A 25,203-nucleotide genomic window follows, 5' to 3' on the forward strand; every position below is an offset into this window, starting at 1 on the left:
GTTGAAACGCGCATCGTTTAGGGCGATCCCCCTACCCCACCCCCTTTCGCAAGTGCAGCAAAGGCGCTAATCGAGCCACCGATGACCTTTCCCCTACGGAGTCTTTTGCCATGACCGCCACCGATCCCGTCGTTTTCCTCTCCTATGCCCGCACCCCGATGGGCGGCATGCAGGGCGTGTTGTCGGACGCGAGCGCGACCGATCTCGGCGCGACCGCGGTGAAGGCGGCGGTCGAGCGCGCAGGCGTTGCCGGCGACGATGTCGAACGCATCTATATGGGCTGCGTGCTGCCCGCCGGGCTCGGCCAGGCGCCGGCGCGCCAGGCCGCGATCAAGGCAGGCCTGCCCAAGTCGGTGCAGGCCACCACCGTCAACAAGGTGTGCGGTTCGGGCATGCAGACCGTTATCATGGGTGCCGAGGCGCTCGCCGCGGGCAGCATCGACCTCGTCGTTGCAGGCGGCATGGAGTCGATGACCAACGCCCCCTATCTGCTCAAGAAGCATCGTTCGGGCGCGCGCATCGGCCATGACACCGCCTATGACCATATGTTCCTCGACGGGCTGGAGGACGCGTATGACGCCGGCCGCGCCATGGGCACTTTCGCGCAGGACACCGCCGACGCCTATCAGCTCAGCCGCCAGGCGCAGGACGATTATTCGATCGAATCGCTGAAGCGCGCCCAGGCGGCGATCGCCGACGGCGCCTTCGCCGCCGAAATCACGCCCGTCACGCTGACCACCCGCAAGGGCGAGGTTGTCGTCGACACCGACGAACAGCCCGGCAAGGGCAACCCCGACAAGATCCCGACGCTGCGTCCTGCCTTCGCCAAGGACGGCACGATCACCGCGGCGACCAGCTCGTCGATCTCCGACGGCGCTGCCGCGGTCGTACTGACGCGCCAGTCGGTCGCCGAAGCAAAGGGCAAGAAGCCGATCGCCAGGCTCGTCGCGCATGCCGCGCACGCACAGGAACCCAAGGATTTCACGGTCGCTCCCGTCGGCGCGATCAACAAGGTGCTGGCGAAGGCCGGCTGGTGGATCGGCGACGTCGACCTGTTCGAAGTCAACGAAGCCTTCGCCTGCGTCGCGATGTTCGCGATGCACGACCTTGGCATTTCGCACGACAAGATCAACGTCCACGGCGGCGCGACCGCGCTCGGCCATCCGATCGGCGCCAGCGGCACGCGCATCATCACCACGCTGATCGCCGCGCTTCAGCGCCACGGCAAGAAGCGCGGTATCGCCAGCCTGTGCATCGGCGGCGGCGAAGCCACCGCGGTCGCGGTAGAGCTGGTTTAGGCCAGCTTGATGCTGTCATTGCGAACCCGGCGAAAGCCGGGTGAAGCAATCCAGAGCGGTTTATGCCGGCTCTGGACTGCCGCGCGGCTCCGCCGTTCGCAATGACGAAGCATGGCGACGATCGCGCCGCGGCCATTTTCAACCCGCGCGACACTTTGCGACACTAATGTCCTCAAAATAAACGCGGCATTCCGGCTCCGTTCAAATCGACTCGCCTAATCCTTTCCCTGTCATCGGGCAGATCCCCTCCCCCTGACGGCAAGACAAGGAATGGCATTATGAAGAGCAAAATTCTCACCGCCGGCCTGATCGCCGCGATGATGGTACCCGCCATGGCGCAGGCCCAGACCCGCGAGCTCGCCCGCGACCGGCAGGATATTCGCCAGGAACAGCGCGACCTCAACCATGCGAAACGCTATGGCGATCGCCATGATGTGCGCGATGCCCACCGCGACGTGCGCGACGCGAAGCGCGAATATCGCGAGGACAAGCGCGACTGGCGCCGCGACAATCGCTACCAGAACTGGCGTGCGCCGTTCAGCTATCACCGCTTCGCGGTCGGCAATTCGCTGCATTCGACCTATTACGCCCCGACCTATCGCCTGAACTATGATGCGCGCTGGGGTGTGCCGAAGGCGGGCCGCAACCTGGCCTATGTCCGCCACTATAACGACCTGCTGCTGGTCAATGTGCGCACGGGCAAGGTCGTTCGCGTCTATTACAACCACTTCCGCTGGCGCTAAACGCCAACGGTGACGAGAGAAGGGGCCGGCGGGCGACTGCCGGCCCCTTTTGTCATGCGTTGCGGGGTCATGCGTTGCGGGCGATCAATCGCCCCAGATATGGTCGGTTTTGATCCAGCCCTTGCGGCCCTTCACGTTAAACAGGCACCAGCCGTCCTTGCAGTCGGTGATGCGGCCGACCACACCGGCCTCGGCGCGAAAGGCGATCGCCGCGGCGGCGTCGGGCTTTTCGCGCATCGGACGGATGCCGCCGGTGACGATCGCGGTGCGCGTGCGGCTGAGCAGCCGCGCCGCCATCCACCCCTGCGTCCCGTCGGGATCCTCGATCTTGCGCCATATATCGTGGCGCGCGACCACTTTGACGGGCAGATCCTTGCGCCGATATTCCCACACGACGGGCACATCGGGCGACGGCCCCTTGCGCATCCGCGCCTCGTCGACGCTGATCGACGCCCAATAGGGCAGTTCAGGGTCGCTTTGCGCCGCGGCGGGTCCGGTCGCCACGGCCAGCGTCAGGAGGGCGAATATCGTGCGGCTGGTCATTCGCCTGCCTTGTCAAAATCGGGGGCGCTTTTCAACCGTTCGCCGCAGCCTTCGCCCCGTTCGTCCACAGCGGCTTTCGCGTCGGCGCACGCTTGGCCCTCTTGACCCCCACGCGCCGCCGCGCTCTATCGGCGCCATGCCCGATTCATCCCGCCCCAAACGCCCGCGCGTCATCGTCACCCGCCAGTTGATGCCGGCGGTCGAGGCGCGCATGGCCGAATTGTTCGATGTCGCCCTGTCGGCGCACGATCACGCCTTTACCAAGGACGAGCTCAAGGCCGCGGTCGCCGACTGCGACGTGCTGGTGCCGACCGTGACCGACGAGATCGATGCCGAGATCATCGGCGCCGCGGGCGATCGGCTCAAGCTGATCGCCAATTTCGGGGCCGGGGTCGACCATATCGACCTCGCCGCGGCGCGCGCGAAAGGCATCATGGTCGCCAACACCCCCGGCGTCTTTACCGAGGACACCGCCGACATGACCATGGCGCTGATCCTGTCGGTCCCGCGCCGGCTGGCCGAGGGCGAAAAGCTGATGCGCTCGGGCAAATGGCAGGGTTGGGCGCCGAGCGCGATGCTGGGTCACCGCGTCGGCGGCAAATTGCTCGGCATCGTCGGCATGGGACGCATCGGCCTCGCCGTCGCGCGGCGCGCCCGCGCCTTCGGCCTGTCGATCCACTATCACAACCGACGTCGCCTGCCCGAAACGATCGAAGAGGAATTGGGCGCGAGCTATCATGCGAGCGTCGACACGCTGCTGCGGATCAGCGACGTGGTCACGATCCACTGTCCGCACACCGCCGAAACCCATGAGATGGTCAGCGCGGCGCGTATCGGTGCGATGAAGCCGACCGCCTATCTGATCAACACCGCGCGCGGCGAAATCATCGACGAAAAGGCGCTGATCGCGGCGCTCAAGACCGGCCGCATCGCGGGCGCGGGGCTCGACGTCTATACGCACGAACCCGCGGTCGACCCCGACCTGCTCGCGCTCGACAATGTCGTGCTGCTGCCGCACCTCGGCTCGGCGACGATCGAGGGCCGCGAGGCATCGGGCGAAAAGGTCATCGCCAATATCCGTGCCTGGTGCGACGGGCACCGACCGCCCGATCAGGTGCTGGAGGGGTGGGCTTAGCCTGAGCTACGATAACCGTTCGCCATACCGCTCTGGATTGCTTCGCTTCGCTCGCAATGACGTAGCATAATAGCGCTTCGTCATTGCGAGGAGCGCAGCGACGAAGCAATCCAGAGCGTCATTCGCTGCCGTCAATGATTTGAAACCACAAGTCCTGCCAAAGCGGATTGTCGGCTTCGATCAGTCCCAGCTTCTTGTTCCGATTTCCGGCCTTGATCTGCTTTTCGCGGGCGATGGCGGTTTCCATAGCCACGTGCATTTCGAACCATACCAACATCTTGCAATCGTAACGATTGGAGAAACCACCATGGCCATCGCGATGCTGCGCCACCCGCTGAAGCAAGTTCGACGTTACGCCCGTATAAAGCGTCCCGTTGCGCCGGTTGGCCATGATGTAGACCGCCGGTTGGCGTTCGCGCATGGCTCCATCCTCTCAAACCGCATCATTGCAACCCCCGCGAAAGCCTGAGGAAAAAATCCAGGGCAGTTTACGCTACTCTGGATTGCTTCGTCGCTGCGTTCCTCGCAATGACGGGGTCTATCAATCCCCCGTCAGAATCCGGTCGACCAGTTCCTTCACCGTCGGGGTGAAGTTGTTCGAATAAAAGGGATCGGTCTTGAAGTTGAACGCGGCATGGCCCGCGAACATCAGATTCTGGTCGACGTCGCCGCCGTGCGCGATGTCCTGCAGCGTTTTCTGGATGCAGAAGCTGCGCGGATCGGCGAGGTAGCCGGTCGAATAATCGTCATGGTCCTTCCACGCCGAAAAGCCGCAGTGCGACAGGCAGCCCATGCAATCGGCCTGATCCTTTCGGATCACCGTCCTATCCTCTTCGGTGACGAAGACGACCGTATTGTCGGGCGTCTTGAGCGCGGTGGTATAGCCTTCGGCCACCCAGTCGCGCGCGCGGTCGCGGTCGTGCGGGGTCACCCAGAAATTGCGGCCCTTCACGCCGACGTCGAGCTGCGCGACATGGTCACCCGCTTCCTGCTTCGAATAGGGAATCTGCCGCTCCGACCGCGCTTCGAGATCGCGCAGGAAAGGATTGCGCACCGCGCTCGAATAAAAGCCGGTGGGCGAGAAGCGGTGGAGCAGCACATCGCCCTCGTCGAGCGTGCGCAGCCGGTCCTTCCACTCCTGCGGGATCGGGCTTTCCTGCGTCAGCAGCGGCCGCGTGCCATATTGAAAGGCGATCGAGCCCAATTCGGGATTGTCGATCCAGTCGTTCCAGTCGCGCAGATACCAGACGCCGCCCGCCATCACGATCGGCACCTCGTCCGAAATCCCCTCGGCGCGCATCGTGTCGCGCAGCGCCTTGACGCGCGGATAGGGATCTTCGGGCTTGAGCGGGTCTTCGGCGTTCGACAGGCCGTTGTGCCCGCCCGCGAGCCACGGATCTTCATAGACGACCGCCGCCATCAGATGCGCGACCTTGTGATAGGCGCGCTTCCAGAGCGCGCGAAACGCGCGCGCCGACGAAATGATCGGCAGATAATGAACATTGTGCCGCGCCGCGATTTCGCTGAGCTTGTACGGCATGCCCGCGCCGCAGGTGACGCCGGTGATCAGCCCCTTGGTGCGTTCGAGCACGCCTTCCAATACCTGCTGCGCTCCGCCCATTTCCCACAGGACGTTGATGTTGATCGCGCCCTTGCCGCTGGCGAGATCATAGGCGCGCTTCACCTGTTCGACCGCGCCGTCGATGGCGTAGCGGACCAGTTCTTCGTGCCGTTCGCGGCGCGTCGCAGCGCGATAGACCTGCGGCACGATCTTGCCTTCGGCGTCGTAGCTGTCGGCGTTGACCGCCGAAACGGTGCCGATCCCGCCGGCCGCGGCCCAGGCGCCGCTCGACATATGGTTGGTCGCCGACACGCCCTTCCCGCCCTCGACCAGCGGCCAGACTTCGCGTCCGCCGTAAAGGATGGGCTTCAAACCTTTGAACACTATAAACCTCTTTCTCTCCGCCGGCTGCGCAGCCGCGCGCCAGCCCCCATTTGCCGTTTCCGTAAGCGGAACCTGGCCGCCTTTGTCAATCGAAGGCGGGGTCGAAACCCAGGAAACGCCCCGTAAAAACGTCATAACCTTCCATCGCACGAGCATAGAGGCTTTGATAGCCCGCGACCATCCCGGATTCGGTGAAGCGCTCGGCGGCAACGCGCCGATTCTCCGCGCCGAGCGCTGCGCGCAACGCCGCATCGCTCGTGAGGCGCGCCAGCGCGGCGCGAAAACCCGCCTCATCCGCCGCAATGAACGGGCGGTTCGCCTCGCCCGCCATCGCCGCCACGTCGCCGACCGCCGGGCTGACAAAGGGCAGCCCCGCCGCCATCGCCTCGATCACCGCAATCGGCGCCTGTTCGCTCCGCGACGAGAGCGCGAGCAGGTCGAAATGACCGATCCAGCGCGCCGGTTCGGGCATGAACCCCGCAAGCACCAGCCGGTCGGCCATACCGCACGCCGCCGCCTCGGCGGCGATCGCCGCGCGCTCAGGCCCCTCCCCCACGATTACCAGTCGCACATGCGGCGGCAGCGCCGCAACGGCGCGCACGAGGCGCGGCAGGTCCTTGACCTTGCGCAGCCCCGCTACCGTCCCGATCACCACCTCGCCCGGCCGGCGGACGAAGCCCGGGATGGGCACCGATGGCGCGGCGGCATAGGCCGCGACGTCGATTCCGTTGCGAATCAGATGGATGCGATCGGGAGGCAGTTTCCACTCGTCCACCGCAATCCCGGCGAGCAGCGTTGAAGGCACGACGACCCCCGCGGCGTTTCGCAGCGCATAGCGGCGATAGAGGTTGCGCTTCCAGTTGCGCCGGACGCTTTCGTCCTCGTTGAACCCATCCTCGTGATGAATCAGGCATGGCGGCATCTGATACCACCAGCGATGCCAGTAGAGCCGGTGCGCCATCGCCCCGTCCATCGCGCCCCAATTATAGCTGAGCGCCAGGTCGAACCGGTAGATATAGGCAGCAAGATCGCGGAAACGCGCCCGCGACGGCCGCCCGGCCAACGGCGGCGCATCGGTCGGAAAGCTGACGTCGATCCCCGGATCGATCGCATCGCGCGCGCCGAGCGCATCGGGGACCGCCGACAGGATCGTGTGCTGCGCCCGGTCGCCCATCAGGTTCATCAGGCGAACCGACCGCGCCTCCTTGCCGCCGAGCGAAAAGCTCGAGTGAAGGTGAAGGATGCGGACCGGATGCTCCCGCTCCTCGATCGCGCCGACTTCGGTCACGCGGCGGGAAGCGCCGCGATCCAGGCGTCGATCGCCGCGCGCGCCGCGGGCTCGTCCATCGTCGGCGCATGACCGACACCCGGAACCTCGACCAGCGTCGCGTGGGGCAGCGTGGCCTGCATTTTTGCGGCAGCCGTTCCGGCGAGAATGTCCGACAGCGCGCCGCGCAGGATCAGCACCGGTGCATCGCCAAGCGCGCGATAGGCGGGCCACAGGTCGATACCCTCCTGATCGCCGGCAAGGCGCAGCGGCGCCGCAATCTGCTTGTCGTAATCGGTGACGATGCGTCCTTCGGGGGTCAGCCGGTGGGTGCGCTTGGTGATGCGCAGCCAGTCGTGAATGTCATAGTCCGGATAAACCGCGGCGTTGAGCTCGGCATAGGCGCGCGCCGCGTGCATCCAGGTCGGCTGGCTGCCGCCGGCCCCGATATAGTCGCGGATGCGATCGAGTCCTGCCGCCTCGAGTTCGGGACCGACATCGTTGAGCACGGCGCCGACGAGCCGACCCGGCAGGCTGGCGGCAAGGAACATCGCCACCAGCCCGCCGAGCGACGTGCCGACCGTCGCGAAACGCGCGATCGCCAACTCGTCGAGCAGCGCGACGACATCCTGGACATAGGTCAGCGGGACATAGGTCATCGGATCCTTGGCATAGGCGCTCTCGCCCCGCCCGCGGAACTCGATCACGATCACGCGTCGCTGCGCCGCCATATGCGGTGCGAGCGCCTCGAAATCGCGGGCGTTGCGCGCCAAGCCGGGCATGCACAGGATCGGCGGCGCCTCCGCCGCGGTCGGGGGTCCGTCATAGATGCGCGCGTGCAGGCGAACGCCATCGGCCGACCACCAATAATGATCGCTCCATTCGCGCCGTGCATCCTGTCGCGCCAAAATCGCCCGTCCCCTTAAGCCGATACTCACCGCCTCTATCGCGAACCGCGCGCGCCGGTGCAAGCCACCGTGTCGCGCCCGTGACAATCGGCCCGATTTCCCTGTTGCCGGGCCTATCGCGGTTGCCGCCGTACGCTTTCGCAGATAAGAGGGCGACAATGCTTTTGCCGCCCCCCAATGATCGAGCGCACCGGCGCCTTTGTGGGCCCAAATCGACGGGGGAACGGGGATGAGCGAAGACCTTCTGTCCTTCGAGCCGGCAACCGGCGCCGAATTATGGCGCGGCCGTATCAGTGACATCGACGCCGAAGTTGCAACCGCGCGCGCCGCCTGGCCCGCTTGGGCCGCGAAGCCCGTCACCTTCCGCACCGAAACGCTGCGCCGCTTTGCCGACCGGGTGAAGGCCGATGGCGAACAGCTCGCCGATCTGATCGCGCGCGAGACCGGCAAACCTTTGTGGGAAGCGCGGACCGAGGTCGAATCGGTCGCGAACAAGGTCGATATCTCGATCAAGGCCTATGCCGAACGCACCCCCAACCGCCGGATCGAAGGCGCGATGGGGCTGCGCAACGCGGTGCGCCACAAGCCGCACGGCGCGCTTGCCGTCCTCGGCCCCTATAATTTCCCCGCGCATCTGCCGAACGGCCATATCGTGCCGGCGCTGATCGCCGGCAATTCGGTGCTGTTCAAACCGTCTGAAAAAACCCCTGCCGTTGGCGCGCGGCTTGTCGAACTGCTCCACGGCGCCGGCGTTCCCGAAGAGGTCGTGCGGCTCGTCATCGGCGGACCCGACGCGGGCAAGGCTCTGGCCGCGCATCCCGGCATCGACGGATTGCTGTTCACAGGGTCGGCGCGCACCGGGGTCGCGATCAACCGCCAGTTCGCCGATCAGCCGGGGAAGATCGTCGCGCTCGAAATGGGTGGCAACAATCCGATCGTCGTCTGGGACACCGCCGACATCGCGACCGCGGCAACGATCGTTGTCCAGTCCGCCTTCCTGAGCGCGGGCCAGCGGTGCAGCAATGCCCGGCGGCTGATCGTCAAACAGGATATGGCCGACCAACTGCTCGCCGAGGTCAAGACGCTCGCGGGACGGCTGATCGTCGGTCATCCCCACGCCGACCCTGCGCCCTATATGGGGCCGGTAATCGATAACGAGGCCGCCGACGGCCTGACCGAGAGCTTTCTGATCCTGATGTCGAACGGCGGCCAGGTGATCCGGCACATGACGCGGCCCGATGCGAACCGCCCCTTCCTTACCCCCGGTATCATCGACGTCACCGCGATGCCCGAACGCCCCGATATCGAGCTGTTCGGACCGCTGCTCCAGGTGATCCGCGTCGACAGTTTCCAAGCCGCGATTGCCGAAGCAAACAACACCGCCTTTGGCCTCTCGGCGGCGCTGATCGGCGGGACGCCCCAGCTTTACGACCAGTTCTGGGCCAATGCCCGCGCCGGCGTCATCAACTGGAACCGGCCGACCAACGGCGCCTCGTCGGCCGCACCCTTTGGCGGCGTCGGCCTGTCGGGCAACCACCGGCCGAGCGCTTTTTACGCCGCCGACTATTGCGCCTATCCGGTTGCCAGTTCCGAAAGCGATGCGCTGCGCGCCTCGATCGGGGTCGGCCTGCGCGATGACGACACGCCGAAGCTGGTGACGAAGAAATATCTCTGACCGCCAAGTCGGAGGCAATTTTAGCTTCACCCTCGCCAACAAAGCCTGCTTTGCGATTCCGGCGCCCCCCGACCAATTAGGGTGGCATGGAAAAGCAACCTTCTTTGGCGGGCAAGCTGTGGCTCGTCGGCGCCGGGCCGGGCGATCCCGACTTGCTGACGCTACGCGCCGCGCGGCTGTTGGCAAGCGCCGACCTTGTCGTTCATGACGGGCTGGTCGGGGCGGGCGTGCTCGCGCTGATCCCGCCGCATGTCGAACGGATCAGCGTCGCCAAGCAGCGCAGCCGCCACACGATGAAGCAGAACCTGATCAACGCGCTGATCGTCCGCGAGACGCAGAGCGGCAAGCAGGTCGTTCGGCTGAAGGGCGGCGATCCCTTCATTTTCGGCCGCGGCGGCGAAGAGCTTGACGCCGCGCGCGGGGCGGGCATCGCGGTCGAGGTCGTTCCCGGCATCACCGCCGCGGCGGGTTGCGCCGCGCAGGCGGGCCTCCCGCTCACCCACCGCGAGGATGCGAGCGCGGTGAGCTTCGTTGCAGGCCAGTGCAAGGACCTCTCGGATCAGGACTGGTCGGGCCTTGCCGGCCACGGCCGTACCCTCGTCATCTACATGGGCCTCGCGACCGCGCATGCGATTGCCGACAAGCTGATCGCCGACGGCGTTTCACCGGGCCTGCCCGTCGCGGTGATCGAACGCGGCACCACCGCCGATGCGCGCGTCCTGCGCACCCTCCTCACCGACCTTGGCGACCTTGTGGCGCGCGAGGCGGTGCAAAGCCCGGCGCTGATCGTCGTGGGCAAGGTCGCGGCGCGCGCCGACGCGCTCGATTGCCTCGGCGCGCCGGGGATCGCCGAACAGATAAGGGACTTCACATGAAATTGCTCACGGGCAACGACCTGAAAACAGGATTTGTCACCTGGTGGACCGGCGCGGACTGGTCGCTCCATATCGAGGACGCCGCCGATGTCGGCGAGCATGGGGAGGCAATCCTCGCTGCCGAAGAAGGCGCGCGCCGTGTCAATGCGCCCTATATCATCGCGGGCGAAGCGACGCCCGAAGGTCCGCGCCCCGCGCATATCAAGGACCGCATCCGCGCGCTCGGCCCGACCGTGCGCCCCGACCTGACGCTGAAACCGGCCGATCCCAATGCCGGCGACTGGGTGATCTGACATGTATAAATATGACCAATATGACCAGGCAATGGTCGATGCCCGCGTTGCCGAATTTTCGGATCAGGTGAAGCGCCGCCTTGCCGGCGAGATCACCGAGGACCAGTTCAAGCCGCTGCGCCTGATGAACGGCCTCTATCTCCAGCTCCACGCCTATATGCTGCGCGTTGCGGTGCCTTACGGGACGCTCGACAGCCGCCAGATGCGGATGCTCGCGCATATCGCGCGCAAATATGACCGTGATTACGGCCATTTCACCACGCGTCAAAATATCCAGTATAACTGGATCAAGCTGGAGGATGCGCCCGCGATCCTCGAAGACCTCGCGTCGGTCGAGATGCATGCGATCCAGACGAGCGGCAACTGCATCCGCAACATCAGCTCGGACCAATGGGCCGGTGCCGCCGCCGACGAGATCACCGACCCGCGTCCGTGGGCCGAGCTGCTGCGCCAATGGTCGAGCTTCCACCCCGAATTCAGCTATCTACCTCGCAAGTTCAAGATCGCCGTCATCGCCGCCGAGGAAGATCGCGCCGCGATGCGGCTGCACGACATCGGCATCCAGATCGTCGAGCGGGACGGCGTCCACGGCGCCGCCTTCTACGTCGGTGGCGGCATGGGCCGCACGCCGATGATCGCGCCGCTGATCAAGGATTTCGTGCCGCTCGAGGACATGCTGAGCTATGCCGAGGCGTGCCTGCGCGTCTACAACCGCTACGGCCGCCGCGACAATATCTACAAGGCGCGGATCAAAATCCTGATCCACGAACTTGGCGCCGACGAATATCGCCGTCAGGTCGAGGAAGAATTCGCGCATGTGAAGTCGCTGGGCATCGATCCGCCGAAGGCCGAGTTCGATCGCATCGCCAAGCAGTTCGCGCCGCCTGCGCTCGATGCGTCGGCGCCCGGCGAAATCGACCGCAGCGACCCCGACTTCGCGGTCTGGGTCGACCAGAATGTCGCCGCGCACAAGGTGCCGGGCCATGCGATCGTCAACATCAGCCTGAAGCCCGTCGGCGGCATCCCGGGTGACGCCAGCTCGGCGCAGATCGACCTGATGGCCGATCTCGCCGAGAAATACAGCCACGACGAATTGCGCGTCACCCACGCGCAGAACATCGTGCTGCCGCACGTCCGCAAGGCCGATCTCTATGCGATCTGGCAAAAGCTCGACGCAGCGGGGCTCGCGACGCCGAACCTCGACCTGATCAGCGACATTATCGCCTGCCCCGGCCTCGATTATTGCAGCCTCGCCAACGCACGCTCGATCCCGGTCGCGCAGAAGATTGCGGCGCGCTTCTCGGACCTTGGCCGCCAGAAGGAACTCGGCGAGCTCAAGCTCAAGATTTCGGGCTGCATCAACGCCTGCGGGCACCACCACGCCGGCCACATCGGTATCCTGGGTGTCGACCGCAAGGGTACCGAAAACTACCAGCTTTTGCTCGGAGGATCGGGCGCGGAGGACGTCAGCCTCGGCACGATCACCGGCCCCGGCTTCGACGAGGATGGCATCGTCGATGCGATCGAGCGCGTCACCGACAAATATCTGGCCGAACGGAGCGAGGGCGAAAGATTCGTCGACACCTTCCGCCGTGTCGGCATGGCCCCCTTCAAGGAGGCGATCTATGGTTGAACGCGCCGATAATCAGTCCCTTCCGCAAGCGGAAGGGTGGCATACCGACGGCGAAGAGCCCTGCGTCACGCTCGATGCCTTCCTGTCGCAATCGAACGCGACCGCGGTGCGGCTGGAACCCGACGAGGATGCGCGTGCGCTGATCCCGCACCTCGACCGGTTGACGCTGATCGAGATTGCATTCCCGAAGTTCCGCGACGGCCGCGGCTATTCGTCGGCGCGCATTCTTCGCGAGGCGGGCTATGCCGGCGAGCTGCGCGCGCAGGGCGACGTTCTGGTCGATCAAATCGCTTATATGAAGCGCTGCGGCTTCGACAGCTTCGCGCCCGAAAAGCCGCTCAACAATGCCGATGTCGAGGCGGCGCTGACCCGCTGGCCCGAACATTATCAGGGAGCAGCCGACGGCGCCGTGCCGATCTGGAAGCTGCGGCATGGCTGAGGTGAAGGCTGAACCCCGCACCCGCGACCGGATCGACGTCGCGCCGCGTTTCACGCAGGCCGATGTCATCCGTCTCAACAACCTGTTCCGCGGCCAGGACGCGGGCGAGGCGGTTGCAAGCGTGATCGGCGCGGGGCTGATCGGCGACACTGCGATCGTATCGAGCTTCGGCGCCGAAAGCGCGGTGCTGCTCCATCTCGTGACGCGCGTCGCGCCCGACATGCCGGTGCTGTTCCTCGACACGGGCAAGCATTTCCCCGAAACGCTGGCCTATCGCGACGAACTTGCCGCGCGGCTCGGTCTCAATCTCGTCAATCTCACGCCCGATGCCGCCGAACTCGCCGAAAAGGACGCGACCGAACTGCGCTGGTCGTATGATCCCGACGGCTGCTGCGAAATCCGCAAGGTCAAACCGCTCGAAAAGGCGCTCGCCGATTTCGACACGTCGATCACCGGCCGCAAGGGCTTCCAATCGTCGACGCGCACCGGCCTGCCGCGCTTCGAGCTCGACGGCAACACCGGCCGCCTGAAATTCAACCCGCTCGCCAACTGGACGCGCGAAATGCTCGACGATTATTTCGCCGAGCACGACCTGCCGCGCCATCCTCTCGAGGCCGAGGGCTATCCCTCGATCGGCTGCTCGCCCTGCACCTCGAAGGTCAAACCGGGCGAAGACCCGCGCGCGGGCCGCTGGCGCGGCTGGGACAAGACCGAATGCGGCATCCACGAAGCCGTGACGCCGATCGACGACAATCCGGCGAACGATCCAGCGTTCTGAGAACAGACCCGCGTGCCCCTGCGAAGGCAGGGGCCCATCTCCTGCCCCTTCGTCAGACGCAGGCTTTTGATTGCAAAACCTCGTGATGGGCCCCTGCCTTCGCAGGGGCACAGGGCGCGGCTATCTACTCATAATCCGCATAGGCCATGCTCTCGTCCGCCAGATCCTGGAATTTCGTCGTCTTGGCGTCGAAGTGGAGGCGCACCTTGCCGGTCGAGCCGTGACGCGACTTGGCGACGATCAGTTCGGCGAGGCCGAAGACACGTTCCATTTCGGCGGCCCATTCCTCATGCGCCGCGTGAATCTTGATATCGTCGCCCTCGACCGGGCGCTTGGGCTCGCGCGCCGCGACATAATAATCCTCGCGGAACACAAAGAGCACCATGTCGGCGTCCTGCTCGATCGAGCCCGATTCGCGAAGGTCGGAGAGCTGCGGCCGTTTGTCCTCGCGGCTTTCGACCTGACGGCTGAGCTGCGACAGCGCCATCACCGGAACGTGAAGTTCCTTTGCCAAGGTCTTCAATCCGCGTGAAATTTCCGAAATTTCCTGCACGCGATTGTCGCCGCTCTTCGACGAGCCCTGCAGCAGCTGCAAATAGTCGACGACGATGAAACCGATGCCGTGGCGGCGCTGCAGGCGGCGCGCGCGGGTGCGCAGGCTGGCGATCGTCAGGCCGGGGGTGTCGTCGATGAACAGCGGCAGCGTTTGCAGCGCCTGCGCGGCGCGCGACAATTGCTGGAACTGCTCCTTGCTGATCTTGCCCATGCGCAGCGCTTCGCCCGATACCCCCGACTGTTCGGCCAGCACGCGCGTCGCGAGCTGGTCGGCGGACATTTCGAGGCTGAAGAAGGCGACCTTGGCGCCCATATTCTTTTCGGGCGGAATCCCGTCCTCCTCGTCGCGCCGCCAGCGTTCGGCGGCGTTATAGGCGATGTTGGTCGCAAGTGAGGTCTTGCCCATCCCCGGACGCCCGGCGAGGATCATCAGGTCCGAATTGTGCATGCCGCCGATCTTGGCGTTGACGCTCGAAATGCCGGTGGTGATCCCCGACAGATGGCCGCCCGAATTGAGCGCGCGCTCGGCGGCCTGCAAGGCGGTGAGGCTCGCGGTGCTGAAGCTCTTGACCGACCCCATTTCGGCCTCGCCGCCTGCGACGCGGTAAAGCGCGGTTTCGGCTTCCTCGATCTGCGCGTGCGGGTCGACGCTTTCGCTGGTGTCGAGCGCACCCTCGACCAATCCGCGCCCGACGCCGACCAGTTCGCGCAGCAGCGCCAGGTCGAAAATCTGCCGGGCGAAGTCGCGCGCGCCGATGAGGCCCGCGCCGCTGCCAGTCAGCTGCGCCAGATAGCCGACCCCGCCGACCGCCTTCATCGCCTCGTCATTTTCGAAAAAGGGCTTCAGCGTCACCGGCGTCGCGATGCTGTTGCGCTCGATCAGCGCCATCGCCTGCCCATAGATGCGGCCGTGCAGCGGTTCGAAGAAATGCGCCGCGGTCAATTGCACCGGCAGATCCTCGACGACTCGGTTGTCGATCAGGATCGCGCCCAGAAAGGCGGCCTCAGCCTCGATATTGCGGGGCAATTGGCGTTCGTTCCCGGTCGAGACCGGGGCAGGAAAAAGGGCAAGCTCGGGCATGACAGCTTTCATGCGTCGAAGGCGGGCACAGCGCAATCGACGATATCGATCAACCTATCATAACTGTGGAATGCTGTGAATAAGTCGCCCTTGCCCTTCGCGCCCGGCCAAGTAGAAGCACGGACAGCATGACCGACGCCGACCCATCGAAACAGCGCATCATTTCGGTAGAGCTCGACGAGGGCTCGATCGTCTGGCGCAACCCCGATGTCGAACAGGAGCGGCGCGTCGCAATCTTCGATCTGATCGAGGACAACAAGTTCGTGCCGCAGCGCGGCCACCCCGATGGCTATGCCGGCCCCTATCGCCTGATGCTCCGCGTCGAGGACGGCCGCCTGATCTTCGAGATCAGCCGCGAGGACGGCTCGCCGCTCGAAGCGGTGATCCTCGGCCTCGGGCGCTTCCGCCGTCCGATCCGCGACTATTTCGCGATCTGCGACAGCTATTATCAGGCGATCAAGACCTCGACCGCGCAGCAGATCGAGACTGTCGACATGGCGCGCCGCGCGCTGCACAACGAGGCCGCCGAAATGCTGATGGACCGGCTCGACGGCAAGATCGCGGTCGATTTCGACACCGCGCGCCGTCTATTCACGCTGATCTGCGTGCTTCACATCAAGGGATGACGATGCGCGCGGGGGCAAAAACGAAGGGCAAAACCGCAACGAAAGGCCTGTCCGACTGGCGGGCACGCGCCGCCCGGCTGGCGCGCCGGATCGGCGGCGGGTTCGTCCTTGTCCTGCTGTTCGCGGGTCTCGCGCTGTGGTGGGCGGCGCGTTGGACGCCCGACCGCGCGCTCTATCCGATTCAGGGCGTCACCATTTCCGCCGACAATGGCAAGGTCCATTGGGGCTCGATCAAGGCGGCGGGCGCCGATTTCGCCTATGTCATGGCGACCGACGGCGCCGACGGCATCGATCCGCAATATGCCCGCAACGCCGCGCAGGCGCGCGTCGTCGGGGTGCAGGTCGGCGCGATCCATCGCTACAGCCTGTGCAAGCTGGCAACCGACCAGGCGGCCAATTTCATCCGCCACGTCGCGCGCCGCGCCGATGCGCTGCCGCCGGTGGTATGGCTCGACTATGACGACCGCTGCCCCGACCGGCCGACGCGCGCGCTGCTGCTCAGCGAACTCGCGACCTTCCTCGCCCAGATCGAAGCGCATACGGGCAAGCGCAGCGTGATCGCGCCCGGCCCCGCCTTCGAGGCCGATTATCGCGTCACCGCTGGAATTGCCCGCACGACCTGGCTCCGCCGCGACTTTTTCGAACCCGATTATGGCGCCCACCCCTGGGCGATGTGGCAGGCGAACGACTATGTCCGGCTGACCGGCGCCGGCGGAACGGTGGGCTGGAACGTGCTGCGACCCGAAGGACAGGAACAATGACTGACACCCGCGATGCCCTGATCGATGCGGCGCGCGATGCCGCGCGCCGCGCTTATGCCCCCTATTCGGGCTTCCATGTCGGCGCTGCGCTGCTGCTGAAAAACGGCGATGTCGTGACCGGTGCCAATGTCGAAAACGCGAGCTACGGTCTGACGCTCTGCGCCGAAACGACCGCCATCGCCAAGATCGCCAACGAAGGCTGGATCGGCGAACTCGCCGAGGTCGCCATCATCGGCGGGCGTCCCGAAGGTGATGCGCTGATCGGCAGCGATCCGGTCAACCCCTGCGGCCGCTGCCGCCAGATATTGAACGAAGCCGCCGAACGGTCGAAAACCGATATCCTCGTCCACTGCGCATCGGGCGACGGCAGCGCGGTCGCCACCTATCGCCTGAGCGAACTGCTCCCCGCCGCCTTCGGGCCGAAGGATCTGGGGATGATCCCCGACTGACCGCTTGCGCAAGCCGCCGAGGACCGACAAGACAGCGGCATGAGCATTCTTTCCGATAAATGGATTCGCGAAGCCGCCCGGACGCAGGGCATGATCGAACCCTTCGTGGAGGCGCAGCGGCGTGACGGCTGCATCAGCTACGGCCTGTCCTCCTACGGTTATGACGCGCGCGTCGCGCCCGAATTCAAGATTTTCACCAATGTCGACAGCGCGGTCGTCGATCCCAAGGATTTCGCGGCGAACAGCTTCGTCGACCGCGAAACCGACGTCTGCATCATCCCGCCGAACAGCTTCGCGCTCGCCCGGACGGTCGAATATTTCCGCATCCCCCGCGACATCCTCGTCATCTGCCTCGGCAAATCGACCTATGCGCGCTGCGGCATCATCGTCAACGTCACCCCGCTCGAACCCGGTTGGGAGGGCCATGTGACGCTGGAGTTTTCCAACACCACCCCGCTGCCCGCCAAAATCTATGCCAACGAAGGCGCCTGCCAGTTCCTGTTCCTGCAGGGGAACGAGCCGTGCGAGACGAGCTACGCCGACCGCGCCGGCAAATATATGGGGCAACAGGGCGTGACGCTGCCCAAGCTGTAGATCGCTCGAGCGTACCAGCTGGCGCGGGCGCTGCGTGCGCCCGCGCCGCCGGGATCATTCGGCTTCGCGGGTTTCCGCCGCAGGGCCGTTCTTCTTGATCGACTCGATGGCGTTCTTCGCCGATGCCTTGCTGCTATAGCCTTCGGTCCAGAAGATCGTTTCGCTGTTATATTTGAAATAGGCGACGAACTCGCCAGCCTTGTTCTTCTTGATCTCGAAATAATGGGCCACGGGTACCTCCACTGGTCAGCCGCGCCACGGGCGACGCGGCTCCCGCATCCTAAACCCCTGATTTGCGCGCGCAAGCGCCGAGTGTCAGCGCGCGCCGAACCGGCCCGGCGCATAGGCGGCGGCATCGACCGCACCGATCGCTCCGCCCGGCGCCGGCGCGCCGAGCTGTTCGGCAAGCAGCGCGCCGATTGCGGGCGACGTCTGGATGCCGAAACCGCCCTGCCCCGCGCACCAGATGAAAGCGGGCTCCGCCGGGTCGGCGCCGAAGACCGGCAGGCGATCGGGGGCGAAGCTGCGCAGCCCGGCCCATTTGCGCTCGACCGCGGCGACGGGCCAGTCGACCACCGACTGCATCCGTTCGATCGCAACCGCCACGTCCCACTCCTCGGGCGCGGCATCGCACGGCTCGGACGGCGTCTCGTCGTGCGGGCTCAGCCAGACGCGCCCCTCTCCGGCGCCCTTGAAATAAAAGTCGCCGCCGACGTGGACGATCAGCGGCAAGTCAGCGGTGATGGGCACGCCCAGGCGAAGCTGCGCCACCGTCCGGCGATAGGGCTGGATGCCGACCGGCGCGATCCCGCAGCGCGCGGCGACCATATCGGCCCACGCCCCCGCCGCATCGACGATCAGCTCGGCGCGCAGCGTTTCGCCTCCGACGCTCACCTCCCAGCCGCCGGCGACCCGGCGCGCCCCATCGAAGCGCGCGCGCGGCGCCAGCACCGCGCCGCCGCGCTTCGCCGCGCGCAGATAGGCCGCGTGCAACGCACCGACGTCGATGTCGCTGCACGCCGCTTCATAGGCGGCGGCGGTCCATTCGGGTCGCAGACCGGGCACCAGCCCCGCCATCGCGTCGAACCCCATGCGGTCGACCGCCACCCCCTTGGCGCGAAATTCGGCGACGAAGGCATCGACCGCCGCGGTCTCCGCACCGCCGCGACCGATGGTCAGCGCGGTGCGCGGCGTCAGGAAAGGCTTGTCGGAAAAATCGGGGGCGGGCCGCGCCAGCGCCTCGAACGACGCGGCGGACAGCGGTTGCACGCCGGGGCCGCCATAGCTTTCGTGCCAGAAGGCCGCCGACCGGCCTGTCGCATGATAGCCGGGCACCTCCTCGGCCTCGACCATCAGCACGCGGCGGTGCGGCGCCAGCGCGGCGGCCAGGCTTGCACCGGCTATGCCCGCGCCGACGATCAGCACGTCGGTGGAGGATGGGCGCGGGTCGGACATGCGACGCCGCATATCCGCTGGCCCGCGGAATGCAACCCGGCGGGCGCACGCTCATGGTTACTATTTGATAAGCCATAGTCGCTACAGCGGCGGGATGGACCAGAAAATCATCGCATTGGGCCTGATGGCGCTGCTCGCCTTGTTGATGATCGCCGCGGCGGTCAGCGACCTGCGCTCGCGCACTATCTCGAACGGCCTCAATGCGACCATCGCCCTCTTCGCTATCCCCTTCTGGATCGTGTCGGGCATGGCTTTCTGGCCCGACATGCCGATGCAGTTCGGTGCCGCTTTTGCTGTCTTCGCGGTGTTCGCCGGTCTCTTCGCTCTGGGAGCGATGGGCGGCGGCGACGTGAAGATGATCGGCGCCGTGATGCTCTGGATTCCACTTTATTTGTACTTTCCCATGCTGACCATCATGGCGATCGGGGGCGGAATCCTGTCGGCTGTGATGCTGATTCAGTCCAAAATTCGTCCTACGGACAAAGCGATAGAGGTTCCCTACGGGCTTGCGATCGCCGTCGGGGGCCTTTGGGCGCTTCACCAACACTATCTTAACCAGTTTCAGTTTATCGGATCGACCTGAGGGCAAGCATCCCCGCGTCCGGTGGGTGTAGGAGGCGAAAAACCGTCATGGATACGCGAAAGATTATGCTGATCGTCGGCGCGTTGATCATTGCGATCGGCGCGGCGTTCGGGGTCAACCAGATGATGCGGGGTTCCTCCGCACCGACGGCGCGCGCAGCAGCGGCGCCCGAAATCAACGGCCCCATGATCCTCGTCGCGACGCGGCAGCTGCCGACGGGCACGATCATCGGCCCCGACAGCTTCCGCTATCAGCCGTGGCCGAAGGAGTTGGTCGAGAAGGCCTACTTCCTGAAGGACAAGACCGACGTGAATACGCTGGTGGGCACCGTCGTGCGCTACCCGATCACCGCCGGCCAGCCGCTGACCCAGGGCTCGCTCGTCCATCCCGATGACCGTGGCTTCCTCGCCGCCGCTCTCGCACCGGGCATGCGCGCCGTCACGGTCAAGGTTTCGCAGGAACAGGGCGTTGCCGGCTTCGTCTTCCCGGGCGACCGCGTCGACGTGCTGCTCGCCCAGACCATCGCGGTCAAGGAAGGCAGTTCCTATCCCGACGACCAGCTCTACACCGCCGAAACCATCGTGCGGAACGTCCGCGTCCTCGCAACAGACCAGCGCTACGACGCCGAAGACGAAACCGGCAAGACGCCGGTGCGCACCTTCGGCTCGGTGACGCTGGAAGCAACGCCCGACATCGCCGAACGCATCGCGGTCGCCGAAAATATGGGCAAGCTATCGCTTGCGCTGCGTCCGCTCGCCGAGAACACCGGCGAACTCGAAGCGGCGATCGCGTCGGGCGCAGTGAATGTGCCGACCAAGGGCGGCAGCGCGGCCGAGCGCCGGATGATGGCCGATGCGGCCGGTCGTCCGACCGCGTCGCGCACCGCGACCACGGGCGGCGACGTATCGCGCTTCTGGGTTCCGGTCAGCGGCCGCGTCTCGGCGCCGCGTCCGCCCGCCGGCATGCCGATCGCAGCCGGCAGCCCGCAGGCCGCCGCCGTGCCGATCGGCCCGGTGGTCCGCGTGACCCGTGGCGATAAAGTGACCGCAGTTCCGGTTGGGGGTAAGTAAGATGCACAGCAAAGCCAATTTCAAGGCGGCGGCCCTCGCCCGCACCCTGGCCGTCGGCCTGGTTGCAGCGACGCTGATCTCCGCCCCCGCGCAGCAAGCCGTTGCGCAGGCCATTCAGAACGCCAGCAGCAGCATCGACCTGTCGGTCGGCCGCGGCCGCCTGGTCAGCCTGCCGGCCGCGATGTCGGACGTCTTCGTCGCCAACGACCAGGTTGCCGACGTTCAGGTCCGCTCGGCGCGCCAGCTCTACATCTTCGGCAAGGCGCCGGGTGAAACGAGCATCTATGCGACCGACGGCAACGGCCGCGTTGTCTATTCGACCGTTGCGCGCGTCGGCAACAATATCGAAACGATCGACCAGATGCTCGCGCTCGCAATGCCTGACGCGAAGATCCAGTCGAACACGATGAACGGCTTCGTCCTGCTGACCGGCACCGTCCAGTCGCCCGACGATGCGGCCGAGGCCGAACGCCTCGTCCAGGCGTTTGTCGGTGAACAGACGAAGGTGCTTTCGCGCCTGCGCACCGCGACGCCGCTGCAGGTCAACCTGCAGGTCCGCATCGCCGAGGTAAACCGCACGCTCGTCAAGGAAATCAGCGGCAACGTGCTGTCGCGCGATCGCGACGGGGCGATGGGCAACGGCTTCCTCGGCAGCATCGTGCGCGGCCGCTCGCCGGGCTCGATCCTATATCCCGGCGAAGGCGAACCGCCGGTTGCGCCTGGCACGACCGCCTATAATTTCAATGTTCCCGCTGGCACCAACAGCTTTGGGGCCGCCGGCCGCCTGTTCGGCATGGACCTGATGGCTTCGCTGGATCTCGGCGAACGCTCGGGCATGGTGGTGACGCTGGCACAGCCGAACCTCACGGCCATTTCGGGTGAAACCGCCGACTTCCTGGCGGGCGGCGAATTCCCGATCCCGATCCCCGGCAACTTCGCCGGCACGACGATCGAATATCGCAAATATGGCGTCAGCCTGGCCTACACGCCGACGGTGCTGTCGAACGGCCGCATCAGCCTGCGCGTCCGTCCCGAAGTGTCGGAACTGTCGACCGAAGGCGCGATCGAAATGGATGGCTTCCAGATCCCCGCGCTGACCATCCGCCGCGCCGAAACGACGGTCGAACTCGGTTCGGGCGAAAGCTTCATGATCGCGGGCCTGATGAACAACCGTTCGATCGGCGCCATCGACAAGGTGCCGGGCCTCGGCGACGTGCCGATCCTGGGCATGCTGTTCAAATCGGACAGCTTCCGCCGCGGTGAAACCGAACTGGTGATCGTGGTGACGCCCTATCTCGTCAAGCCGGTGTCGGCGAACGAGATCAAGCTGCCGACCGATGGCTATCAGGATGCAAGCGACCTTCAGCGCCTGCTGCTCAATCAGCAGACCGATGGCGTGACGGGCGGCGATCGTCCCAAACCGCGCCTCGACACCTCGGTGAACGATGCCGACCGGCCGCGCGCGGGCTCGCCCGATGCGGCGCCCGGCTTCAACCTGAAGAAGTGATGCTGGCAAACAGGAGCAACGTGATGAAGAAAATCGCAACTTGGACCGTCCTGGCGCTGGCAACCACTCTCGCCGGCTGCGCAGGCGCCGCGAACAGCAATCGCAGCCTTGAATCGGTACATCAGCCGGTCGTGCGCAACGACATCTACCAGTTCGACGTCGCGGCGGCTGGCGGTGACCTCGCCCCCAGCGAGCAAGGCCGTCTGCAGGGCTGGCTCGATGCCATGAACGTCCGTTACGGCGACCGTATCGCGATCGAGGACCCGTCGGCCTATGGCAGCAGCGGCGCGAAGGAAACGATCCGCGAGATGGTCGAACGCCGCGGCCTGCTGCTCAGCGGCGATGTGCCGGTGACGACGGGCGCGGTCGCGCCGGGCTATGTTCGCGTGATCGTGACGCGCGCTTCGGCCTCGGTGCCGAGCTGCCCCAACTGGTCGAGCCGTTCGGCGATCAACGTCAACAACGCGACCTCGGCCAACTATGGCTGCGCGACGAACAGCAATCTGGCCGCGATGGTCGCCGATCCCAACGATCTGATCAAGGGCACCAGCGAGCGCGACAATGATCCGACGACCGCCACCCGAGCGATCAAGACCTATCGCGACAAACCGCCGACGGGCGCAGGCGACCTGCGCGGACAGGCGACCAGCAACAGCGGAGGAAGCCAGTGAACGCGCCTTTCAAAGCAGCCGGGCTGCGTGACCCGTTCAACGCCTTTGTGTGCGACGACGATACGCTGGAGCTGATCCGCGTCGCCGCCGCCGACATGGGCTGGCCCATCGAGAAGTGCAACAAGGGCGGCCTGCGCAACGCGGTGCAGTCGCTGTCGGTCTCGGCGAGCCCGAACATCCTGTTCGTCGACATGTCCGAGTCGGGCGATCCGATCAACGACATCAACGCGCTGGCAGAGGTCTGCGAACCCGGCACCGTCGTCATCGCGGCGGGCCAGGTCAACGACGTTCGCCTCTATCGCGATCTCTTGTCGAGCGGCATTCAGGATTACCTCCTGAAACCGCTGTCGCTCGATCAGGTCCGCGACGCGCTGACCAATGCGCAGGCGATCCTTTCGGCCCCCAAGCATGCCGACATGCATGACGACAAGCCGCACCACATGATGGCGGTCGTCGGCGTGCGCGGCGGCGTCGGCGCCTCGATGGTGTCGACCTCGCTCGCCTGGGCAATCAGCGAACAGGCCGACCGTCAGACCGCGCTGCTCGACCTCGACGTGCATTTCGGCACCGGTGCGCTGACGCTCGATCTCGAACCCGGCCGCGGGCTGATCGACGCGATCGACAATCCCAGCCGTATCGACGGGCTGTTCATCGAACGCGCCATGGTGCGCGCCTCGGACAAGCTCAGCCTGCTGTCGGCCGAAGCGCCGATCCACCAGCCGGTGATGACCGACGGTTCGGCCTTCTATCAGCTCGAGGAAGAGCTGCGGAACGCGTTCGAGATGACGATCGTCGATATTCCGCGTCAGGTTCTCATCCCCTTCCCGCACCTCGTGTCGGAATGCGGGACGATCCTGCTCGTCACCGACGTCACGCTGGCTTCGGCGCGCGATACGATCCGTCTTCTGTCGTGGTTCAAGCAAAATGTGCCGGGCGCGCGCGTCGTGCTCGTCGCGAATAAGTTCCAGACCACGATCGGCGAATTGTCGCGCAAGGAGTTCGAATCGTCGATCGAGCGCGCGATCGATATCGTGGTCCCCTTCGACCCCAAGCTTGTCGCGCAAGCGGCCAAGCTCGGCAAATCCTATGCCGAGGTGTGCAAGGGAACCAAGGCCGGCCAGGTCTGGGCCAATCTGACGCGCGTCGTCCTCGACGGCGCCGATGCCGAAGCCGAAGAGGTGGCACCGGCGAAAGCAAAATCGGGCGGCTCGCTGCTCGGCAAGCTGGGCGGTCTGGGTACGCTCGTCAAAAAAGGCGCGAAATAAGCACGTGACGGGGGCCGGCGCAGGCCGGCCGCCGCCGCGACCACAGCGGGAACGGGGCAAAGGGCGATCATGAACCTGCCAATCATCCTAACATTCGGCGCCGCGTTGCTGGCGGTCGGCATGCTGGCGCTGGCTTTTGCCGGACCTTCTGCCGGCAAGGCCAAGAGCCGCCGCCTGTCGTCGGTGAAGGATCGCCACGCGGCCTCGACCGAGGCGGTCGTCGCAGCGCAGATGCGCAAGACGATCGCTGCCGCTGGCAATAGCGGCAACGCCAGCATCAGCAGCCTGATGCCGCGGCGCGAATTGATGGAACTGCGCCTTCGCCGGACCGGCAAGGGCTGGACGCTCAGCAAATATATGTTTGCGTCGATGGCGTTGTTCGTCGTCGTTGCGGGCGGAATGCTGTCCGTGCGTGCGCCTTTCATGCTGGCGCTGATGTTCGGGCTGCTCGCCGGTGTCGGACTTCCGCATATGGTGGTCGGGCGGATCATCAAAAAGCGCGTCCTCAAATTCAATGCGCGTTTTCCCGACGCGATCGACCTGCTCGTTCGCGGCCTGAAATCGGGGCTTCCCGTGACCGAAACCTTTCAGGTGGTGAGCCAGGAACTGCCCGGCCCCGTCGGCGAGGAGTTTCGCGGGATCGTCGAACGCATCCGCATCGGCAACACGATGGAACAGGCGTTGCAGGAATCGGCAGAAATGCTGGGCACGCCCGAATTCCAGTTCTTCTGCATCACCATTGCGATCCAGCGCGAAACGGGCGGCAATCTTGCCGAAACGCTGGCCAATCTGTCGGACGTGCTGCGCAAGCGCGCGCAGATGAAGCTGAAGATCAAGGCGATGTCTTCGGAAGCCAAGGCTTCGGCCTATATCGTCGGCGCCCTGCCGTTCTTCGTCTTCGGCGTCGTCTGGTCGATGAACCCCGGCTATCTGCAGGGCTTCTTCTTCGAACAGCGGCTGATCGTCGCTGGCCTGGGCGGTTTGGTGTGGATGAGCATCGGCGCCTTCATCATGTCGCGCATGATCTCGTTCGAAATCTGAGGAAGGACGCAGC

At 65.5% G+C, this 25,203-nt stretch carries 27 protein-coding genes; 19 read left to right on the plus strand and 8 right to left on the minus strand.

Annotated features, from left to right (window positions below; translation table 11 throughout):
* Positions 1-110: 110 nt before the first annotated feature.
* Together P1IM2_RS15940 and P1IM2_RS15945 are read left to right on the plus strand one after the other, a co-directional pair.
* Positions 111-1,298 (plus strand): acetyl-CoA C-acyltransferase, encoded by a 1,188-nt coding sequence (locus P1IM2_RS15940; RefSeq protein ID WP_186403054.1) that lies wholly within the window; start codon positions 111-113, stop codon positions 1,296-1,298.
* A gap of 278 nt (positions 1,299-1,576) precedes the next feature.
* The gene (locus P1IM2_RS15945) at positions 1,577-2,041 is read left to right on the plus strand and encodes an RcnB family protein (protein WP_186403055.1); all 465 of its coding nucleotides are present in this window, start codon (positions 1,577-1,579) and stop codon (positions 2,039-2,041) included.
* Positions 2,042-2,125: 84 nt separating this feature from the next.
* Here P1IM2_RS15945 and P1IM2_RS15950 read toward each other — a convergent pair whose 3' ends face one another.
* Positions 2,126-2,584, minus strand: a complete 459-nt coding sequence (locus P1IM2_RS15950; RefSeq protein WP_186403056.1) for an SH3 domain-containing protein — start codon at positions 2,582-2,584, stop codon at positions 2,126-2,128.
* A 136-nt stretch (positions 2,585-2,720) separates the two neighbouring features.
* Here P1IM2_RS15950 and P1IM2_RS15955 point away from each other — a divergent pair, with 136 nt between their 5' ends.
* Entirely contained in the window at positions 2,721-3,719 is a 999-nt protein-coding gene (locus P1IM2_RS15955; protein WP_186403057.1) for a D-glycerate dehydrogenase, read from the plus strand.
* A gap of 118 nt (positions 3,720-3,837) precedes the next feature.
* Here P1IM2_RS15955 and P1IM2_RS15960 read toward each other — a convergent pair whose 3' ends face one another.
* From P1IM2_RS15960 to P1IM2_RS15975, 4 genes are all read right to left on the minus strand, one after another.
* Complete coding sequence (locus P1IM2_RS15960; protein WP_186403058.1) at positions 3,838-4,140, minus strand: GIY-YIG nuclease family protein; 303 nt, start codon at positions 4,138-4,140, stop codon at positions 3,838-3,840.
* A gap of 120 nt (positions 4,141-4,260) precedes the next feature.
* Entirely contained in the window at positions 4,261-5,664 is a 1,404-nt protein-coding gene (locus P1IM2_RS15965) for an NAD(P)H-dependent flavin oxidoreductase (protein ID WP_058813246.1), read from the minus strand.
* 85 nt (positions 5,665-5,749) lie between these two features.
* Positions 5,750-6,952 (minus strand): glycosyltransferase, encoded by a 1,203-nt coding sequence (locus tag P1IM2_RS15970; RefSeq protein ID WP_186403059.1) that lies wholly within the window; start codon positions 6,950-6,952, stop codon positions 5,750-5,752.
* Entirely contained in the window at positions 6,949-7,839 is an 891-nt protein-coding gene (locus tag P1IM2_RS15975) for an alpha/beta fold hydrolase (RefSeq protein ID WP_186403060.1), read from the minus strand. The genes P1IM2_RS15970 and P1IM2_RS15975 overlap by 4 nt, the downstream gene beginning before the upstream one ends.
* A gap of 211 nt (positions 7,840-8,050) precedes the next feature.
* Here P1IM2_RS15975 and astD point away from each other — a divergent pair, with 211 nt between their 5' ends.
* From astD to P1IM2_RS16005, 6 genes are all read left to right on the plus strand, one after another.
* Entirely contained in the window at positions 8,051-9,514 is a 1,464-nt protein-coding gene (gene astD, locus P1IM2_RS15980; protein ID WP_260834183.1) for a succinylglutamate-semialdehyde dehydrogenase, read from the plus strand.
* Between the two features lie 86 nt (positions 9,515-9,600).
* Positions 9,601-10,389 carry a uroporphyrinogen-III C-methyltransferase gene (gene cobA, locus P1IM2_RS15985; protein ID WP_186403062.1) on the plus strand — a complete coding sequence of 263 codons (789 nt, stop codon included), beginning with the start codon at positions 9,601-9,603 and terminating at the stop codon, positions 10,387-10,389.
* Positions 10,386-10,682 carry a DUF2849 domain-containing protein gene (locus tag P1IM2_RS15990; RefSeq protein WP_058813249.1) on the plus strand — a complete coding sequence of 99 codons (297 nt, stop codon included), beginning with the start codon at positions 10,386-10,388 and terminating at the stop codon, positions 10,680-10,682. The genes cobA and P1IM2_RS15990 overlap by 4 nt, the downstream gene beginning before the upstream one ends.
* A 1-nt stretch (position 10,683) precedes the next feature.
* Positions 10,684-12,315 carry a nitrite/sulfite reductase gene (locus P1IM2_RS15995; protein ID WP_186403063.1) on the plus strand — a complete coding sequence of 544 codons (1,632 nt, stop codon included), beginning with the start codon at positions 10,684-10,686 and terminating at the stop codon, positions 12,313-12,315.
* Positions 12,308-12,754 carry a DUF934 domain-containing protein gene (locus P1IM2_RS16000; protein ID WP_186403064.1) on the plus strand — a complete coding sequence of 149 codons (447 nt, stop codon included), beginning with the start codon at positions 12,308-12,310 and terminating at the stop codon, positions 12,752-12,754. Before P1IM2_RS15995 ends, P1IM2_RS16000 begins: the two co-directional genes overlap by 8 nt.
* Positions 12,747-13,532, plus strand: coding sequence for a phosphoadenylyl-sulfate reductase (locus tag P1IM2_RS16005; RefSeq protein ID WP_086457724.1), 786 nt, complete (start codon positions 12,747-12,749; stop codon positions 13,530-13,532). Before P1IM2_RS16000 ends, P1IM2_RS16005 begins: the two co-directional genes overlap by 8 nt.
* A 124-nt stretch (positions 13,533-13,656) precedes the next feature.
* On the opposite strand, the gene P1IM2_RS16010 is transcribed toward P1IM2_RS16005, so the two are convergent.
* Positions 13,657-15,168 (minus strand): replicative DNA helicase, encoded by a 1,512-nt coding sequence (locus P1IM2_RS16010; RefSeq protein WP_186403065.1) that lies wholly within the window; start codon positions 15,166-15,168, stop codon positions 13,657-13,659.
* A 128-nt stretch (positions 15,169-15,296) separates the two neighbouring features.
* Here P1IM2_RS16010 and P1IM2_RS16015 point away from each other — a divergent pair, with 128 nt between their 5' ends.
* The 4 genes from P1IM2_RS16015 to dcd are packed head-to-tail and all read left to right on the plus strand — an operon-like array spanning position 15,297 to position 17,598.
* Positions 15,297-15,794 (plus strand): UPF0262 family protein, encoded by a 498-nt coding sequence (locus P1IM2_RS16015; RefSeq protein ID WP_003044535.1) that lies wholly within the window; start codon positions 15,297-15,299, stop codon positions 15,792-15,794.
* Between the two features lie 2 nt (positions 15,795-15,796).
* Complete coding sequence (locus P1IM2_RS16020; protein WP_186403066.1) at positions 15,797-16,555, plus strand: glycoside hydrolase family 25 protein; 759 nt, start codon at positions 15,797-15,799, stop codon at positions 16,553-16,555.
* Complete coding sequence (locus tag P1IM2_RS16025; RefSeq protein WP_186403067.1) at positions 16,552-17,004, plus strand: cytidine deaminase; 453 nt, start codon at positions 16,552-16,554, stop codon at positions 17,002-17,004. The genes P1IM2_RS16020 and P1IM2_RS16025 overlap by 4 nt, the downstream gene beginning before the upstream one ends.
* 39 nt (positions 17,005-17,043) lie before the next feature.
* The gene (gene dcd, locus P1IM2_RS16030; RefSeq protein WP_058813255.1) at positions 17,044-17,598 is read left to right on the plus strand and encodes a dCTP deaminase; all 555 of its coding nucleotides are present in this window, start codon (positions 17,044-17,046) and stop codon (positions 17,596-17,598) included.
* A 54-nt stretch (positions 17,599-17,652) separates the two neighbouring features.
* Here dcd and P1IM2_RS16035 read toward each other — a convergent pair whose 3' ends face one another.
* A complete protein-coding gene (locus P1IM2_RS16035) occupies positions 17,653-17,829 on the minus strand; it encodes a YegP family protein (protein WP_082657463.1) in 177 nt (58 codons plus the stop codon).
* An 84-nt stretch (positions 17,830-17,913) separates the two neighbouring features.
* Positions 17,914-19,053 carry an FAD-binding oxidoreductase gene (locus P1IM2_RS16040; RefSeq protein WP_186403068.1) on the minus strand — a complete coding sequence of 380 codons (1,140 nt, stop codon included), beginning with the start codon at positions 19,051-19,053 and terminating at the stop codon, positions 17,914-17,916.
* A gap of 94 nt (positions 19,054-19,147) precedes the next feature.
* Here P1IM2_RS16040 and P1IM2_RS16045 point away from each other — a divergent pair, with 94 nt between their 5' ends.
* The 6 genes from P1IM2_RS16045 to P1IM2_RS16070 all read left to right on the plus strand — a co-directional run bounded on the left by P1IM2_RS16045 (position 19,148) and on the right by P1IM2_RS16070 (position 25,190).
* The gene (locus P1IM2_RS16045) at positions 19,148-19,636 is read left to right on the plus strand and encodes a prepilin peptidase (protein ID WP_186403069.1); all 489 of its coding nucleotides are present in this window, start codon (positions 19,148-19,150) and stop codon (positions 19,634-19,636) included.
* A 47-nt stretch (positions 19,637-19,683) separates the two neighbouring features.
* On the plus strand, positions 19,684-20,706 hold the full coding sequence (cpaB, locus tag P1IM2_RS16050; protein ID WP_186403070.1) for a Flp pilus assembly protein CpaB: 1,023 nt from the start codon (positions 19,684-19,686) through the stop codon (positions 20,704-20,706).
* 1 nt (position 20,707) lies between these two features.
* Positions 20,708-22,213 (plus strand): type II and III secretion system protein family protein, encoded by a 1,506-nt coding sequence (locus P1IM2_RS16055; RefSeq protein ID WP_186403071.1) that lies wholly within the window; start codon positions 20,708-20,710, stop codon positions 22,211-22,213.
* A 23-nt stretch (positions 22,214-22,236) separates the two neighbouring features.
* Entirely contained in the window at positions 22,237-22,884 is a 648-nt protein-coding gene (locus tag P1IM2_RS16060; RefSeq protein WP_040590037.1) for a CpaD family pilus assembly protein, read from the plus strand.
* Complete coding sequence (locus tag P1IM2_RS16065) at positions 22,881-24,149, plus strand: pilus assembly protein CpaE (RefSeq protein WP_186403072.1); 1,269 nt, start codon at positions 22,881-22,883, stop codon at positions 24,147-24,149. Before P1IM2_RS16060 ends, P1IM2_RS16065 begins: the two co-directional genes overlap by 4 nt.
* Before the next feature lie 69 nt (positions 24,150-24,218).
* The gene (locus P1IM2_RS16070; protein ID WP_062902231.1) at positions 24,219-25,190 is read left to right on the plus strand and encodes a type II secretion system F family protein; all 972 of its coding nucleotides are present in this window, start codon (positions 24,219-24,221) and stop codon (positions 25,188-25,190) included.
* Positions 25,191-25,203: the final 13 nt, after the last annotated feature.

The organism is Sphingopyxis sp. P1IMeth2 (assembly GCF_900185685.1).
Classification (GTDB): domain Bacteria; phylum Pseudomonadota; class Alphaproteobacteria; order Sphingomonadales; family Sphingomonadaceae; genus Sphingopyxis; species Sphingopyxis terrae_A.

Bases quoted from the DNA above. Each gene is read 5' to 3' on its own strand.
- P1IM2_RS16015 (WP_003044535.1), top strand. From the start codon at position 15,297: ATGACCGACGCCGACCCATCGAAACAGCGCATCATTTCGGTAGAGCTC.
- cpaB (WP_186403070.1), top strand. From the start codon at position 19,684: ATGGATACGCGAAAGATTATGCTGATCGTCGGCGCGTTGATCATTGCG.
- P1IM2_RS15960 (WP_186403058.1), bottom strand. From the start codon at position 4,140: ATGCGCGAACGCCAACCGGCGGTCTACATCATGGCCAACCGGCGCAAC.
- P1IM2_RS16055 (WP_186403071.1), top strand. From the start codon at position 20,708: ATGCACAGCAAAGCCAATTTCAAGGCGGCGGCCCTCGCCCGCACCCTG.
- P1IM2_RS15955 (WP_186403057.1), top strand. From the start codon at position 2,721: ATGCCCGATTCATCCCGCCCCAAACGCCCGCGCGTCATCGTCACCCGC.
- P1IM2_RS15945 (WP_186403055.1), top strand. From the start codon at position 1,577: ATGAAGAGCAAAATTCTCACCGCCGGCCTGATCGCCGCGATGATGGTA.
- P1IM2_RS16010 (WP_186403065.1), bottom strand. From the start codon at position 15,168: ATGCCCGAGCTTGCCCTTTTTCCTGCCCCGGTCTCGACCGGGAACGAA.
- P1IM2_RS15940 (WP_186403054.1), top strand. From the start codon at position 111: ATGACCGCCACCGATCCCGTCGTTTTCCTCTCCTATGCCCGCACCCCG.
- P1IM2_RS15990 (WP_058813249.1), top strand. From the start codon at position 10,386: ATGAAATTGCTCACGGGCAACGACCTGAAAACAGGATTTGTCACCTGG.
- P1IM2_RS15995 (WP_186403063.1), top strand. From the start codon at position 10,684: ATGTATAAATATGACCAATATGACCAGGCAATGGTCGATGCCCGCGTT.
- P1IM2_RS16000 (WP_186403064.1), top strand. From the start codon at position 12,308: ATGGTTGAACGCGCCGATAATCAGTCCCTTCCGCAAGCGGAAGGGTGG.
- cobA (WP_186403062.1), top strand. From the start codon at position 9,601: ATGGAAAAGCAACCTTCTTTGGCGGGCAAGCTGTGGCTCGTCGGCGCC.
- dcd (WP_058813255.1), top strand. From the start codon at position 17,044: ATGAGCATTCTTTCCGATAAATGGATTCGCGAAGCCGCCCGGACGCAG.
- P1IM2_RS16040 (WP_186403068.1), bottom strand. From the start codon at position 19,053: ATGTCCGACCCGCGCCCATCCTCCACCGACGTGCTGATCGTCGGCGCG.
- P1IM2_RS16070 (WP_062902231.1), top strand. From the start codon at position 24,219: ATGAACCTGCCAATCATCCTAACATTCGGCGCCGCGTTGCTGGCGGTC.
- P1IM2_RS16020 (WP_186403066.1), top strand. From the start codon at position 15,797: ATGCGCGCGGGGGCAAAAACGAAGGGCAAAACCGCAACGAAAGGCCTG.
- P1IM2_RS16025 (WP_186403067.1), top strand. From the start codon at position 16,552: ATGACTGACACCCGCGATGCCCTGATCGATGCGGCGCGCGATGCCGCG.
- P1IM2_RS16045 (WP_186403069.1), top strand. From the start codon at position 19,148: ATGGACCAGAAAATCATCGCATTGGGCCTGATGGCGCTGCTCGCCTTG.
- P1IM2_RS15950 (WP_186403056.1), bottom strand. From the start codon at position 2,584: ATGACCAGCCGCACGATATTCGCCCTCCTGACGCTGGCCGTGGCGACC.
- P1IM2_RS16005 (WP_086457724.1), top strand. From the start codon at position 12,747: ATGGCTGAGGTGAAGGCTGAACCCCGCACCCGCGACCGGATCGACGTC.
- P1IM2_RS16060 (WP_040590037.1), top strand. From the start codon at position 22,237: ATGAAGAAAATCGCAACTTGGACCGTCCTGGCGCTGGCAACCACTCTC.